Here is a 14,218-nt window from a genome sequence, read left to right on the forward strand (position 1 = left end):
TTACGCGGCGAGCCGCTGCTCGGGCATGTGGATGGGCCGCGACTCGGGCCCGCCGACGTGCGAGAACGGCTGCGTACGCCAGTCGAGGCCGACGGGGAGGGTCAGCAGCGCGGCCAGGTCCTGCTGCCCGGGCGCGCCTGCGTCGCCGTCGGCCGGGCGGGCCTCGGCCACCGCGCGGCCTGAGCCGCCGCAGACCGTCAGGCCGAACGGGTTCCAGGGCGTCGGGCACAGGGCGTGCTGGGGCAGCTGCTCCTCGTCGGTGAAGACCGCGATGGGGCGCCCGCAGTCCGGGCAGGACAGCCGGACGACGTCGCCGAAGTCCTCCTCGAACGCCTCGTCGGCGTCGATGCCGTCCATGAGGTCGTCCGGCGCGTCGGCGTCGGAGTCCGCCGGCTCAGCGGCGGAGAAGGTGAACGCGTCGCGTTCGTGGCCCTCCTCGAACGCGGGCCTGATCCGCTCGCTGCGGCTGTGGCGCACATGGTTACGCATGCTGCGTCTCCCCCTCGGGTGGGATGCCCTTCATCGGGTCGGCCCGGCATCACGCCAGCGGCCATAGCGAGCACTTCCCGCCACGCTACGCGGGTAACCACGTCATAGCGGGCAGAGGGGTTCACCACGTGTGGCCTTCGTCACACTCGCCGTGATGGCCGGTTCATGCGCCCCTCCCGTGCGCCCGCGCACCCCCCTGCGCCCCCGCGCGGCGCCTTGCCGTCCGGCCGGATAAGGTGCCAACGGGCGAGGCCAGGACAGGTCGCGCCGGAAGCGGAAGCGTGACGTGATGCAGAGCAACTGGGCGGGGAACCTGACCTTCTCCGCGGCCGAAGTACGCCGTCCCGGCACCGTCGCGGAGTTGCGGTCGCTGGTCGCCGCCAGCCGCCGGGCCAAAGCGCTCGGCAGCGCCCACTCGTTCAGCGACATCGCCGACACCGACGGCACCCTCATCGAACTGTCCGGGCTGCCGCCGGAGATCGACATCGACTCGGCCGCCAGAACCGTCCGGGTCGCCGCCGGCGTGCGCTACGCCGAACTCGCCGCACACCTGGACGCCCGCGGCTTCGCGCTGCCCAACATGGCCTCGCTGCCGCACATCTCGGTCGGCGGCTCCGTCGCCACCGGCACCCACGGCTCCGGCGACGCCAACGGCGGCCTGGCCACCTCGGTCTCGGCGATCGACCTGGTCACCGCGGACGGCGCCATCCACACCGTCAGCCGGGCCGCGGACGCCCGCACCTTCGACGGTTCCGTCGTCGCCCTCGGCGCCCTCGGCGTCGTCACCCACCTGACCCTGGACCTGCGCCCCGCCTTCGAGGTACGCCAGCGGGTCCTCACCGGCCTCGAACTCGACGACGCCACCGCGAACTTCGACGCGATCACCTCGGCCGCGTACAGCGTCAGCCTCTTCACCGACTGGCGCGGCCCGCGCTTCACGCAGGTATGGCTCAAGCAGCTCGCCGACGCCCCCGACGCCGACTTCCCGTGGGCCGAGCCCGCCGGCACCAAGATGCACCCGGTGCCGGGGGTCGACCCGGTGCACTGCACCGAGCAGTTCGACGTCCCCGGCCCCTGGCACGAGCGGCTACCGCACTTCCGGCCCGGCTTCACCCCCAGCAGCGGCCAGGAGCTGCAGTCCGAGTACCTGCTGCCGCGCGCCCACGCGGCCGCCGCGCTGCACGCCGTGGACGCCATACGCGACACCGTCGCGCCGATCCTGCAGATCTGCGAGGTCCGCACCGTCGCCGCCGACCGGCTCTGGCTCAGCCCCGCCTACGGCCGCGACACCGTCGCCCTGCACTTCACCTGGATCGAGGACACCGCGCGGGTGCTGCCGGTCCTCGCCGTCCTCGAACCGGCGCTGGCCCCCTACGACCCGCGCCCGCACTGGGGCAAGCTCTTCACCGTCGACCCCGCCGAGGTCCGCGCCCGCTACCCCCGGCTGCCCGACTTCCTCGCCCTGGCCGCCGCCACCGACCCGGCCCGCACCTTCTCCAACGGTTACCTCGATCGATTGCTCCACGCATGACCGAAACCACCGGTGTGCCGGTAAGGTCGTCGGCTGTGGAGGAGCTGGATCGCCAGATCGTGGAACTGCTCATGACCGACGGGCGCATGAGCTACACGGACCTCGGAAAGGCCACGGGCCTTTCCACGTCCGCGGTCCACCAGCGGGTCCGCCGGCTCGAACAGCGCGGCGTCATCCGCGGTTACGCCGCGATCGTCGACGCCGAGGCGGTCGGGCTGTCGCTGACCGCGTTCATCTCGGTGAAGCCGTTCGATCCCAGCGCGCCCGACGACATCCCCGAGCGGCTCGCCGACGTGCCCGAGATCGAGGCGTGCCATTCGGTGGCGGGCGACGAGAACTACATCCTGAAGGTCAGGGTGTCCACGCCGATCGAGCTCGAACACCTGCTGTCCCGGGTCAGGACCCTCGCGGGCGTCTCCACCCGCACGACGGTCGTCCTCTCGACCCCTTACGAGTCCCGCCCACCCCGCCTCTAGCCTCACGGCCGCTCGGGGTCGCCACTCGCGGTCGCCTGCGCCCAGCCTGAACGGCGGGAAAGTGGCACGGCCACGGCAAGTGGCACCCACCCGGGAGCGCGGGGTGCGCGCGCAGCCAGCACGGCGGGAAAGGGGCAGGTCGGGGGGACCCCCCGGGCCGCGGCGGGCCAGGGGAGGGGGAGACTGGGGACATGCGCACCAGTTCCGCGACCACCGGCACGTCCCACAGCACCCGAAGCGGGAGCGTCCTGCTGCGCGGGGGGTTCGTGTACAGCCCCGCCGACCCGTTCGCGACAGCGATCGTCGTGGACGGCGACACCCTCGCCTGGGTCGGCGAGGAGGCCGCCGCCGACTCCTTCGCTGACGGCGTGGACGAGGTGGTCGACCTCGACGGCGCCCTGGTCACCCCGGCGTTCACCGACGCCCACGTGCACACCACCGCCACCGGCCTGGCGCTGACCGGCCTGGACCTCACCGGTGTCGCCTCGCTGCCTGAGGCACTGGCCAGGACCGCCGCGCACGCGGCCGCGCACCCCGCGGACCGCGTCCTGCTCGGGCACGGCTGGGACGAGAGCGGCTGGCCCGAGCAGCGGCCGCCGACGCGGGCCGAGCTGGACCGGGCGACCGGCGGCCGCCCGCTGTACCTGTCGCGCACCGACGTGCACTCCGCGGCCGTCAGCAGCGCCCTGGCCGCGCTCGTACCGGACCTCGCGGGGCTGCCCGGCCACCACCCGCAGGCACCGCTGACCCGCGACGCGCACCACGCCGTACGCCGGGCCGCCTACGCCGCCGTCACACCCGCCCAGCGGGAGGCCGCCCAGCGGGCCGCGCTGCGGCACGCGGCCGCCCAGGGCATCGGCGCGCTGCACGAGTGCGCGGGCCCCGACATCTCCTCGCAGGACGACCTGAGGGGCCTGCTGGCGCTCGCCGCGGCCGGCGACGGGCCGCGGGTGCTCGGCTACTGGGCCGAGCCGGTCCGCACACCAGCCGACCTGGACCGTGTCCGCGACCTCGGTGCGGTCGGCGCCGCCGGCGACCTCTTCGTGGACGGCTCGCTCGGCTCGCACACCGCGTGCCTGCACGCGCCCTACGCCGACGACGCCGCCACCACGGGCGTGTCGTACCTGGACGGCGAGACCATCGCCCGGCACCTGCTGCTGTGCACGCAGGCAGGCGTCCAGGCCGGTTTCCACGCCATCGGGGACGCGGCCGTCGACGCGGTCGTCGCCGGAGTGCGGGCCGCCGCCGAGACGGCCGGCCTGGACCGGGTGCGGGCGCTGCGGCACCGGGTGGAGCACGCCGAGCTGCTGACCGACGCGGCCGTCGCGGCCTTCGCCGAATTCGGCCTGGTCGCCTCCGTGCAGCCCGCCTTCGACGCCGCCTGGGGCGGCCCCGACGGGATGTACGCGGCCAGGCTCGGCACCGAGCGGGCCGCGGCGCTCAACCCCTACGCGGCGCTGACCCGGGCCGGGGTGCCGCTCGCGCTCGGCTCCGACAGCCCGGTCACCCCGCTCGACCCGTGGGGCGCGGTCCGGGCCGCGGCCTTCCACCGCACGCCCGCGCACCGGATCTCCGCCCGCGCCGCCTTCACCGGGCACACCCGCGGCGGCTGGCGGGCCGTCGGCCGGGACGACGCCGGCGTCCTGGTGCCCGGCGCGCCGGCCGACTACGCGGTGTGGAGCGTCGGCGACCTGGTCGTCCAGGCCCCCGACGAGCGGGTCGCCAACTGGTCCACCGACCCCCGCTCCGGCACCCCCGGCCTGCCCGACCTGACCCCGGGCAACGAGCTGCCCACCGCGCTGCGCACGGTCGTCGGCGGCCGCACGGTCCACGCGCGCCCGAACGGGTGACCGGTGGCGTTGCCCGATGGGGCCGAACGGTGCGCCCTCGGCCCGCAGCGGCGTGTCGCATGGCGGCCGACCGGTCCGCACTGACCTGCTGATTTGACGAAAGCCCGCAGGTCACAGGGCTGTTGACAGTTGCCGGTCGGAGGCGAGTAGGTTCGGCGAAGTCCACCACAGGATGTCGAACCGGGGGTCCTCCGCGGTTGCGTCGACCGCCGCTGGGCCATGGGGTGTCGCGCCGCACGTGCACGCCGCCACTGGCAGCCAGGTCCAGCGCGCACGACGCAGAACGCGGCTCGCCAGTGGGCCTCTCCGCCCGTGAGGGTACGGAGGGTGAGCGCCGCCCGATCGGCAGGTGTGACCCGGGAGGGGCCCGGACGCCCAGTAGACAACGGCCTTGGTACGACCCGCAGCCAGCAGGTCCCAGGTCGGCCCGAAGGGCGTCCGGGCCCGTTCCGCAGGTCGGGCGGGGAGCGCCGACTCCGGGCGGGGCGCGGCGGGATGGGAAGCTTTGCCCCACCCGCGGCCCACCCTCGCGTCATCACGAGGTACGGTCGCCTTCACCACCCCTCCACCTGCAGGAAGGCCGCGACCGTGCGCCTGCGCCCCGAAGCCGCGCCCGCGGCGCCCCCGGCGGATCCCGGCGGCCCGGCGACCGATCCCGGCGCCGCGCTGGACGAGCCGGCCCGCGGCCCCGGCGCCGGGCCGCCGGCGGCCCCGGCCCGCGCCCCGCGGCGCAAGCGCTTCGCCGCACTGGCCCGCAGGTCCGCGCCCAGCAGCGCGATCGCCGCGGCGAGCGGCCTGGCGCTGGCGGCGGCCTTCCCGCCGTACGACCTGTGGCCGCTGTCGCTGGTCGCGGTCGCGGCGCTGTCGCTGCTGCTGCGCGGCCGGACCGTACGGCAGGGCGCCTGGCTCGGATTCGCCTTCGGCTGGCCCTTCTTCATCTGGCTGCTGCAGTGGCTGCACACCGTCGGCTGGGACGCCGTGGTGGGCCTGGCGGCCATCGAGGCGGCGTTCCTGGCCGCGCTGGGCGCCTGCCTGGTGCTGAGCCGCCGGCTGCCCGGCTGGCCGGTCTGGGGGGCCTGCCTGTGGGTGACCGAGGAACTGGCCAGGGACCGGCTGCCCTTCGGCGGATTCCCGTGGGGGCGCCTGGCGTTCGCCAACACCGGCTCGCCCTACACCCCGCTGGCCGCGGTCGGCGGCGCCCCGCTGGCGACCTTCGCGGTGGCGCTCAGCGGCACCCTGCTGGCCGCCGCCGCGGTCGGTGCCGTCCGCCTGTACCGCGAGCGCGCGTGGAGCCCGCGGGCGGTCCTGCCCGCGGCGGGCGCCCTGGTGCTGTCCGCGGCGGTGCTGCTGGCCGGGCTGCTCGTACCGGTCCCGACGAACGCCAGCGACCACGTACGGATCGCGGTCGTGCAGGGCAACGTCCAGCAGCCGGGGCTGCACTTCCTCGGCCGCCCGATGATGATCCTGGACAACCACGTCAAGGCCACCCTCAAGCTCGCCGCCGACATCAAGGCGGGCCGGGTGCCCAAGCCCGACCTGGTGCTGTGGCCGGAGAACTCCTCCGACCTCGACCCGTTCTCGAACCCGGCCGCCTACGACAAGATCACCCAGGCCGTGCAGGCGGTCGGCGTCCCGGTCCTGGTGGGCGTGCTGGTCGACGGGCCGGACGCCGACCACGTGCAGAACGAGGGCATCGTGTGGGACCCGGTCAAGGGCCCGGGCGCGCACTACACCAAGCAGCACCCGGTGCCGTTCGGCGAGTACGTGCCCTTCCGCAAGGAACTGACCAAAGTCATCAGCCGGCTCGACGAGATCCCCCGCGACTTCTACCCGGGCAGGACCACCGGTGTGCTGCAGATCGGCCCGGCCAGGCTGGGCGACGTGATCTGCTTCGAGGTCGCCTACGACAGCATCGTCCGTGACACCGTGAACGCCGGGGCGCGGGCCATCGTCGTGCAGACCAACAACGCCACCTACGGCAGGACCGGGCAGCCCGAGCAGCAACTGGCCATGTCCAGGCTGCGGGCGATCGAGCACGGGCGGGCCGTCGTCACGGCCGCGACCAGCGGGATCAGTGCGATTGTCGGCCCTGATGGCAAGATCGAACAGCGCAGCAAGGAATTCACCCAGCAGGTGCTGAACGCCGACATCCCGCTGCGCGACGGCACAACGCTCGCCGATCGCGTCGGTGCGGCACCCGAGTGGACCCTCGCTATGGTGGGGCTTCTGTCCTGTGCGGCCGCCATCGCACTCGGCAGGCGGGACCGTACCCGCACCACGAAAGGAACAGAACAGCAGTGAGCGACGGCGAGCAGCGGAACTTCGGGCCGCTCGGCAGGGTCCTGGTCATCATCCCGACCTACAACGAGGCCGAGAACGTGGTGCCGATCGTCCGGCGGGTACGGGCATCCGTACCGGACGCCGACATCCTGGTCGCCGATGACAACAGCCCCGACGGCACCGGCAAGCTGGCCGACGACCTGGCCGCCGCCGACCCCTCCGTCCGCGTCCTGCACCGCGAGGGCAAGGAAGGGCTCGGCGCCGCCTATCTGGCCGGCTTCCGCTGGGGCATCGAGCACGACTACGACGTCCTGGTCGAGATGGACGCCGACGGGTCGCACCAGCCCGAGGAGCTGCCCCGGCTGCTGACCGCGCTCAAGGGCGCCGACCTGGTGCTCGGCTCGCGCTGGATCCCCGGCGGCCGGGTGGTGAACTGGCCCAAGAGCCGCGAGTTCATCTCCCGCGGCGGCAGCACCTACTCCCGGCTGATGCTCGGCGTCACCATCCGCGACGTCACCGGCGGCTACCGCGCCTTCCGCAAGGAGACCCTGCTGGGCCTCGGCATGGACGACGTCGCCTCGGCCGGCTACTGCTTCCAGGTCGACCTGGCGTGGCGGGCGGTCAAGGCCGGCTTCCACGTCGTCGAGGTGCCGATCACCTTCGTGGAACGGGAGCGCGGCGACAGCAAGATGAGCCGCAACATCGTCGCCGAGGCCTTCCTGCGGGTCACCGCGTGGGGCATCACCTCGCGGGCCGGCCGGATCACCGGCGGCAAGCCCGCCGAGGGCGAGGCGGACGCCGTGACCGCCGCCGAGGACGGGCGCGAGGCGGAGGCAGCCGGGGGAGCGGACGGAGCCGAGGGGACCGAGGGGGCCGAGCCGCAGGCGGCGCCGCGGGTCGGCGCCCAGGCGGACGGCGAGGCGGACGCCGCGGTCACCGCCGAGGTCGGCCGCAAGCCCACACCCTGACCCCGGCTCCCGGCCCGGGTCAGCCCAGGATGTTCACCGCTCGCGCCACCACCAGCACCACCGTCAGCAGCGACACCGCGGACTGCGCGAGCATCAGCGCCTTCGCCCACCGCGTCACCGGCATCACGTCGGTCGGGCTGAACGCGGTGGAGTTGGTGAAGGACAGGTAGAAGTAGTCGAAGAACGCCGGCTCCCAGTGCGGCGGTGCCAGATCGGGCGACTGCATCTGGACGAAGAGGAAGTCCGGCACGTCCCGCTCGCCCTGGGCGCGGGCGGCCGGACCGCCCCGGTCCAGCTCCCAGTACAGCAGCGCGAAGATCACGGCGTTGGTCAGCCAGATCGCACCGCCGGTCAGCAGCAGCGTCCCGGCCGCGGAGGTCTCGGTGCCGCGGATCAGCCCGGCCACCAGGCGTACGGCCGAATAGGCGTTGGCGCCGCCGATCACCAGGGCCAGCCCCAGGCCGGTGGCGCGGTAGGCGGCGGAGCCGCGCTCGATGCGGTGCGGATTGGCGGCGATCAGCGCCAGCAGCAGCGCCAGCTCGACAGCCGGCATCAGCCACTGCGGGGGCACGGTCAGCCGGGCCGGCAGCGTCAGCTGGATCACCACCACGGCCACCACCGCCGCCGTGGAGGCCCACCGCGGCTCCCCCCGGGTCACCCGGCGCCAGGCCGGTGAGAGCTGCCGCCCGGGTGGTTCCTGCGCATTGTCCGTCACGTGCCACATCGTGTCGGTACGCCGCTGCCGCAGTCCACCGGGGGCCACCCCTTCCGACCCGGGCTTTACCGGTCTTTGGCACACTTGGGCTATGACGATCAGCAGTCCGCCCCCCGGCCGCCCGGGCACCCCCCGGCCGCGGCGGCGCTCCCGCGCCCGCACCCTGGTCCCGCTGGCCGTCGCGGTGTGGGCGGTGCTGGAGATCTGGCTGTTCGTGGTCGTCGCCGAGGCCACCAACGGCCTGGTGGTGCTGCTCGCCATCGTCGCCGGCTTCGTGCTGGGCGCGGCCGCGGTGAAGCGGGCCGGGCGCAGCGCCTGGCGCAATCTGACGGCCGCGGTGCAGCAGCAGCAGAACGCTGAGCCGGGCGCCGAGGCACCTGCCCCGCAGCCCGGCGGCGGGCGCACCGGCCTGCACATGCTGGGCGGGGTGCTGCTGATCATCCCCGGCTTCATCTCCGACGCCGTGGGGCTGCTGCTGCTCTTCCCGCCGACCAGGAAACTGGCCGGCGCGCTGGCCGAGCGGGCCGCTGCCCGCTCGCTGCGCAGGCACCCGGTGTCGGCGGACCCCGGTTCGCTGGGCGACCTGCTCCAGCAGGCGCAGCAGGCCGGCGAGCAGACCCGGATCCACCGTCCCGACGGCAAGGTCATCCCCGGCGAGGTCGTCGACCGCGACCAGGACCAGCACGACAAGGACTGAGCGACCCGGTCGGCGTAAGGCCCGGGCACGAGGCCCGGGCACCCGCCCGGGCGCCGGGCCCGGGCACGACAAAGCCGCCCGGCGGAAAACGCAACGCTGCGTTCCGCGCCGGGCGGGATGGTCGGGGCCGACCCCGGATGTCAGCCGGGGTCCGGCGTCAAGCGCTCTTGCGGTTGTCCCGCGGATGCACCGCGATGTTCATCGCCCCGGAGCGCAGGACGGCCAGCCGCTCGGCCAGCACCTCCTCCAGCTCCTCCAGCGTGCGGCGCTCCATGAGCATGTCCCAGTGCGTGCGCGCGGGCTTGGTGGTCTTTTCCTCCGGGCCCTCTCCGTCCACCAGGAGTGCGGTCTGGCCGCAGGCGCGGCACTCCCACTCCGGCGGAATCTCGGCCTCGACCGAGAACGGCATCTCAAAACGATGTCCGTTCCGGCATGCGTACTCAACGGTCTGGCGCGGGGCCAGATCGATACCGCGGTCGGTCTCGTAGCTGGTGGCCCCGAGTCGCGTGCCGCGGAGAGCTCGCTCACTCATGAATCGTGCCTCCCGGGCTTGGTCGCCCACAGGACAGGTGTCGCTGTCGTCGTCATCCGGTCAACGTCCGGTCGGCGGTGAAGATTCCCGATGAGGGAGATGCGTCGCCCGTCGTGTCGCCCCTGTTTGTACCCACCGGCGCCCGGTTTGTCACATCTGAGGGGAGATGTCACCCGGTGTTGTCATATCTTTCGTGCGCAGTAACGGTCAAGCTGTAGGGCCAACCGCGTACACTACCGGTCCGCACCGTCCCCGGCTAAATCGTGTCCGCCACCGCGCGTTCCCGAGGTGGCGGCCCCGCCGGTGCACCGGCGCCGGTTCGCGTACCCGCCCCGCCGTCGCCGAAAACCCGCAGGAAGAACTGCGCGAGCGGGCCGATCGCCAGCGCGTAGAGCACGGTGCCGACGCCGACCCCGCCGCCGAGCAGGAAACCCGCGGCCAGCACGGTCAGTTCGATGCCGGTGCGGATCAGCCGCAGCGAGCGGCCGGTCCTGCGGTGCAGCCCGGTCATCAGCCCGTCACGCGGACCGGGGCCGAACCGGGCCGCTATGTAGAGGCCGGTCGCGACACCGTTGAACAGCACCCCGGCGAGCAGCAGCGGGATGCGGACGCCCAGCGCCTCGACATGCGGGATCAGCGCGCAGGTCGCGTCGATCGAGACGCCGACCAGCACGACGTTCGACACCGTGCCGAGACCGGGCCGCTGCCGGATCGGCCACCACAGCAGCAGCACCACCGCACCGACGAGAATGGAGACGTTGCCGATGCTGATCCCGGTGTGCAGGGAAAGGCCCTGGTGGAAGACATCCCAGGGGTCGAGCCCGAGGTCGGCGCGGATCACCAGGGCGTCGGTCGCGCCGTAGAGGACCAGGCCGACATAGAGCCGTACGAGGCGGTCCACCGGCAGCGGGCCACGCGGAAGGACGGGCGGACGGGACGGAAACGGGCGAAACGGCGACAACGGTACCCCCCTGGCGGTTGTGCGGGCGCGCATGTCACTGTGTGGCCTGTCAGGGGACACAATCCATGGCCAATCTGCGGAAGGTGGACTGAATTTCATGTCGCAGTGGACTGCGTCGGTGAGCGCGGCACATCTGGCCCGGCTGCTGGAGCCGGGGCCCGCCCCCGGCGGCAACGGCCGCAAGCTGCCCGCCTACCGCGGACTGGCCGACGGCGTACGGCTGCTGGTGCTCGAAGGCCGGGTCCAGGTCGCCGCCAGGCTGCCCGCCGAGCGGGAGCTGGCGCTCGCGCTCGGAGTGAGCAGGACCACCGTGGCGGCCGCCTACGAAGCGCTGCGGGCCGAGGGCTTCGCCCGCTCCCGGCGCGGCGCCGGCAGCTGGACGGCGATCCCCGACGGGCACGTGCTGCCCTCCCGCAGCCTGGAACCGCTGCCGCCGGACGCCGCGGGATCGGTCATCGACCTCGGCTGCGCCGCGCTGCCCGCGCCCGAGCCGTGGCTGACCCGGGCCATGCAGGGGGCGCTCGCCGAACTGCCCGCCTACGCCGCCACCCACGGCGACTTCCCCGCGGGCCTGCCGGTGCTGCGCGAGGCCATCGCCGACCGCTACACCGCGCAGGGCGTGCCCACCATGCCCGAGCAGATCATGGTGACCACCGGCGCGATGGGGGCGATCGGGGCGGCCGCCCGGCGGGTGGCGGGCTTCGGCGACCGCGTCGCCGTGGAGTCGCCCAGCTACGCCAACGTGCTGGAGCTCTTCCGCGAGACCGGGTCGCGGCTGGTGCCGGTCGCGCTGCGCGAGGGCCTGGGCGGCTGGGACATGGGGGCCTGGCGGCGGGTGCTGCGGGACGCGGCGCCGCGGATGGCGTATGTGATGCCGGACTACCACAACCCCACCGGGACGCTGATCGGCGACGAGCAGCGGCGCGAGCTGGTGGAGGCGGCGCGGGCCGCCGGGACGATCGTCGTGGCCGACGAGACGATGGCCGAACTCACCCTCGACGGCGGGGAGTCGGGTGTACGCCCGATGGCCGCGTTCGACCGCGGCGGGACGGTGATGACGGTCGGCTCGGCGAGCAAGGCGGTCTGGGCCGGGCTGCGGATCGGCTGGGTCAGGTCCACGCCCGACGTGGTCCGCCGGCTCGTCTCGGCCCGCGCCTACCTCGACCTGGGCTCGCCGGTCGTCGACCAGCTCGCCGTCGCCTGGCTGCTGCGGGGCGGCGGCTGGGACCAGGCGCTGGCCACCCGGCGGCAGCGGGCCCGCGAATGCCGCGACGACCTGGCGGCGGCGCTGCGCGAGCACACTCCCGGCTGGGAGTTCACGGTGCCGCGCGGCGGCATGACGATGTGGGTACGCACCGGGGACGTCTCCGGCTCCCGGGTCGCCGTGGCCGGCGAACGCCTCGGCGTCCGCGTCCCCTCGGGCCCCCGCTTCGGCGTCGACGGCGCCTTCGAGTCCTACGTCCGCATCCCCTTCACCGTGAGCGGCACGACGGCGGTGGAGGCGGCCACCCGACTCGCCTCCGCCGCCGACCTCGTCCGATCCGGCGCGGCCCCCGACGCCGAGGCCACGGGCCTCTTCGTGGCCTAGCCCCTCCGGGGCGGGTTCCCTGACGCGGCTCCTTGCCCCGGGGCCCGGGCGGCTCCCCTCCGCGGGGGGGCGCTGCCCCCGGGTCGGGGTGCCCTTCCGCTGCGCGCGGTGCCCGGGCGGTCCCCTTTCGGCAGGGGGGTGCCTGACAGGGGCGCGGGGAACTGCGCGCTCAGCCACCCACCGGCCGGTGGTCCGGGGCGGACCGGGCAGCCCCTGTGGGCCGGTGACGACCCGCGCCCCGGTGGTGGGCTGGTCGCGCAGTTCCTCGCGCCCCTGGGGTGGTGGCGGTGCGTTGCCACACGACGCTGGGTGGGGGCTGGTCGCGCAGTTCCTCGCGCCCCTGATGGGCGGCGCCTGCCGCCGAGGGCGACCCCCCGAGGGGCGCGGGGAACTGCGCGACCAGCCCCCACCGGGCGGTGGTCCGGGGCGGACCGGGCAGCCCCGTTGGGGCGGGGGCGACCCGCGCCCCCGGGGGATGGCGTGGGGGAGGGCGCCGATTGGGCTCAGGTCAGATCGGCGACCGTGCGGATGACCGCCTCCTTGCGGAGGGCCGTGGGCTCAGGGTCCGGCGCCGGAGTGGTCGTGGGGGCCGCCGGGGGTGGCGGGGGAGTGCCAGGGAGGAGGGCGAGGACGGCCTCGCGCTGCGGGGAGGTCGCCTCGTCGTCGTAGGGGTCAGGGGTCGCCGGCACCTGCAGGCGCAGCACCGGCCCGGTGCCGAGCCGGGCGTAACCCCGGCCCGGGGGCACCTCCGCGGCCGGGGTGGTGCGCTGGGCCGCCCCCAGCACCGCCTCGACGTGCTCGGGGGCGAGCCGCCCGAGCACCACCCGCGCACGGGTGTGCGCGATCACCACCGGCACCAGCGCCTCCGTCGCGTCGAGCTGGTCGGCGACGGCGACGGCGACATTGGCCGTACGCCCGTGCCGCAGCGGCACGTCGAGCAGCAGCTGCGGGTCCGGCCGCCCCTCCGCCAGCGCCAGCTGGCTGAGCGCGGTCGGCCGGTCGACCAGGATCCACAGCGGGCGCCGCGCGTCCTCGTCCACCGGGCGCCCCTCCTGCCGGGCGCGGCTGACCGCGATGAGCCGCCGCTCGGTCTCGTGCGCGGCCCATTCGAGCGTGGCGGACGCCCCGAGCAGGCCGTCCTCGACGGCGAGCACTCCCGGCCGCCCGGTCAGGCACGCGTATTCACCGGTGCCGCTGCCGTCGACGATGACGACGTCGCCGTGCACCAGCGACTGCAGCGCGATGGACCGCAGCAGGCTCGTCGTCCCGGTGCCGGGCTGGCCGAGCGCCAGCAGGTGCGGCTCGGTGGAGCGGGCGCCGGTGCGCCACACCACCGGCGGCGCGTCCCGGGTCTCGACGGCGACACCGCCGACACCGCCGCCCCCGGCGACCGGCACGGTCCGCGGTACGGCCTCGGGGTCGGTGAAGCCGAGCACCGTCTCGCCGGGCGCGGTGACGAAGCGCTGGGCGACGATGTCGGTGGGCAGCGGCGGCAGCGCGGTGAGGGTGAGGTGGTTCTCCTCCTCGTCCCAGTCGAAGCGGTACTCCCGGCCCCGCCCGGCCTTGGCGTGCAGCAGCTGCTCGATCCGGGTGCGGGACTCGGCCTCACCGTCGGTGAAGTACGCCGGGTAGCGCAGGTGGAGCCGGGTCAGCCGGCCGCCCTCGAAGTCGAAGGAGCTGAACGCCTTCGCCCAGCTGCCGTCGTAGGTGTAGAGCGGCGCCGGGTCGGCCGGGTCGGACAGGTAGGGCACCAGCGCCTCGTACAGCGACTGCAGCCGCCCGGTCTCCGCCTCGCCGGGTCCCGCGGGTGTGGTCCCCGAGCGGTCCCGGCCCATCCAGGCCGCGGACGCGATCAGCGCGACGATGGCAAGCAGCGGGCCGTACGGCATCATCACCACGACGACCAGCCCCGCGAGGGCCAGCAGCAGCGCGGGACCGCGGCGGTCCTTGGGCGTGCGGCCCCACCACCCGCCGGTCCAGGCCGCCTGCCGGCGCATGCCGCGGGCGATGGTGATGACCGGGTGCAGCACGTCGGAGGCGCCGTCGGCGGCGCTGCGCGCCAGGTCGCGGCCGCGGACGAGTGCCGGTCGGCTGCTCAGGATGCTGGGAAGGGGACGCCTGGCCACGGTTG

The 14,218-nt window shown here is 74.6% G+C and carries 12 protein-coding genes; 7 read left to right on the forward strand and 5 right to left on the reverse strand.

Annotated elements, in window-relative coordinates:
* On the reverse strand, window positions 1-489 hold the full coding sequence (locus OG702_RS30450; RefSeq protein WP_327292150.1) for a hypothetical protein: 489 nt from the start codon (window positions 487-489) through the stop codon (window positions 1-3).
* Between the two features lie 289 nt (window positions 490-778).
* Here OG702_RS30450 and OG702_RS30455 point away from each other — a divergent pair, with 289 nt between their 5' ends.
* From OG702_RS30455 to OG702_RS30475, 5 genes are all read left to right on the forward strand, one after another.
* Window positions 779-2,020: an FAD-binding protein gene (locus OG702_RS30455; RefSeq protein ID WP_327292151.1), complete on the forward strand. Its 1,242-nt coding sequence runs from the start codon at window positions 779-781 to the stop codon at window positions 2,018-2,020.
* Window positions 2,021-2,055: 35 nt separating this feature from the next.
* Window positions 2,056-2,496 (forward strand): Lrp/AsnC family transcriptional regulator, encoded by a 441-nt coding sequence (locus OG702_RS30460; RefSeq protein WP_327293433.1) that lies wholly within the window; start codon window positions 2,056-2,058, stop codon window positions 2,494-2,496.
* Window positions 2,497-2,687: 191 nt separating this feature from the next.
* Entirely contained in the window at window positions 2,688-4,346 is a 1,659-nt protein-coding gene (locus tag OG702_RS30465; RefSeq protein ID WP_327292152.1) for an amidohydrolase, read from the forward strand.
* Window positions 4,347-4,934: 588 nt separating this feature from the next.
* Window positions 4,935-6,647 (forward strand): apolipoprotein N-acyltransferase, encoded by a 1,713-nt coding sequence (gene lnt, locus OG702_RS30470; protein WP_327292153.1) that lies wholly within the window; start codon window positions 4,935-4,937, stop codon window positions 6,645-6,647.
* Window positions 6,644-7,594: a polyprenol monophosphomannose synthase gene (locus tag OG702_RS30475; protein ID WP_327292154.1), complete on the forward strand. Its 951-nt coding sequence runs from the start codon at window positions 6,644-6,646 to the stop codon at window positions 7,592-7,594. Before lnt ends, OG702_RS30475 begins: the two co-directional genes overlap by 4 nt.
* Window positions 7,595-7,613: 19 nt before the next feature.
* Here OG702_RS30475 and OG702_RS30480 read toward each other — a convergent pair whose 3' ends face one another.
* Window positions 7,614-8,318 carry a hypothetical protein gene (locus tag OG702_RS30480; RefSeq protein ID WP_442814749.1) on the reverse strand — a complete coding sequence of 235 codons (705 nt, stop codon included), beginning with the start codon at window positions 8,316-8,318 and terminating at the stop codon, window positions 7,614-7,616.
* A gap of 82 nt (window positions 8,319-8,400) precedes the next feature.
* Here OG702_RS30480 and fxsA point away from each other — a divergent pair, with 82 nt between their 5' ends.
* On the forward strand, window positions 8,401-9,006 hold the full coding sequence (gene fxsA, locus OG702_RS30485) for an FxsA family membrane protein (RefSeq protein WP_327292156.1): 606 nt from the start codon (window positions 8,401-8,403) through the stop codon (window positions 9,004-9,006).
* A gap of 157 nt (window positions 9,007-9,163) precedes the next feature.
* Here fxsA and OG702_RS30490 read toward each other — a convergent pair whose 3' ends face one another.
* Entirely contained in the window at window positions 9,164-9,538 is a 375-nt protein-coding gene (locus OG702_RS30490; RefSeq protein ID WP_093713023.1) for an RNA polymerase-binding protein RbpA, read from the reverse strand.
* Between the two features lie 256 nt (window positions 9,539-9,794).
* Window positions 9,795-10,532 (reverse strand): membrane protein YczE, encoded by a 738-nt coding sequence (gene yczE, locus OG702_RS30495; RefSeq protein WP_442814588.1) that lies wholly within the window; start codon window positions 10,530-10,532, stop codon window positions 9,795-9,797.
* A 64-nt stretch (window positions 10,533-10,596) separates the two neighbouring features.
* On the opposite strand from yczE, the gene yczR reads away from it, so the two are divergent.
* The gene (gene yczR, locus OG702_RS30500) at window positions 10,597-12,087 is read left to right on the forward strand and encodes a MocR-like transcription factor YczR (RefSeq protein ID WP_327292158.1); all 1,491 of its coding nucleotides are present in this window, start codon (window positions 10,597-10,599) and stop codon (window positions 12,085-12,087) included.
* Between the two features lie 503 nt (window positions 12,088-12,590).
* On the opposite strand, the gene OG702_RS30505 is transcribed toward yczR, so the two are convergent.
* On the reverse strand, window positions 12,591-14,213 hold the full coding sequence (locus OG702_RS30505; protein WP_327292159.1) for a hypothetical protein: 1,623 nt from the start codon (window positions 14,211-14,213) through the stop codon (window positions 12,591-12,593).
* Window positions 14,214-14,218: the final 5 nt, after the last annotated feature.

Source organism: Streptomyces sp. NBC_01198 (assembly GCF_036010485.1).
Classification (GTDB): Bacteria; Actinomycetota; Actinomycetes; order Streptomycetales; family Streptomycetaceae; genus Actinacidiphila.

Excerpts from the sequence above, each read along its gene's own strand:
- OG702_RS30480 (WP_442814749.1), bottom strand. The coding sequence starts at position 8,318 with ATGTGGCACGTGACGGACAATGCGCAGGAACCACCCGGGCGGCAGCTC.
- yczE (WP_442814588.1), bottom strand. The coding sequence starts at position 10,532 with ATGCGCGCCCGCACAACCGCCAGGGGGGTACCGTTGTCGCCGTTTCGC.
- OG702_RS30455 (WP_327292151.1), top strand. The coding sequence starts at position 779 with ATGCAGAGCAACTGGGCGGGGAACCTGACCTTCTCCGCGGCCGAAGTA.
- OG702_RS30450 (WP_327292150.1), bottom strand. The coding sequence starts at position 489 with ATGCGTAACCATGTGCGCCACAGCCGCAGCGAGCGGATCAGGCCCGCG.
- OG702_RS30490 (WP_093713023.1), bottom strand. The coding sequence starts at position 9,538 with ATGAGTGAGCGAGCTCTCCGCGGCACGCGACTCGGGGCCACCAGCTAC.
- fxsA (WP_327292156.1), top strand. The coding sequence starts at position 8,401 with ATGACGATCAGCAGTCCGCCCCCCGGCCGCCCGGGCACCCCCCGGCCG.
- OG702_RS30465 (WP_327292152.1), top strand. The coding sequence starts at position 2,688 with ATGCGCACCAGTTCCGCGACCACCGGCACGTCCCACAGCACCCGAAGC.
- yczR (WP_327292158.1), top strand. The coding sequence starts at position 10,597 with ATGTCGCAGTGGACTGCGTCGGTGAGCGCGGCACATCTGGCCCGGCTG.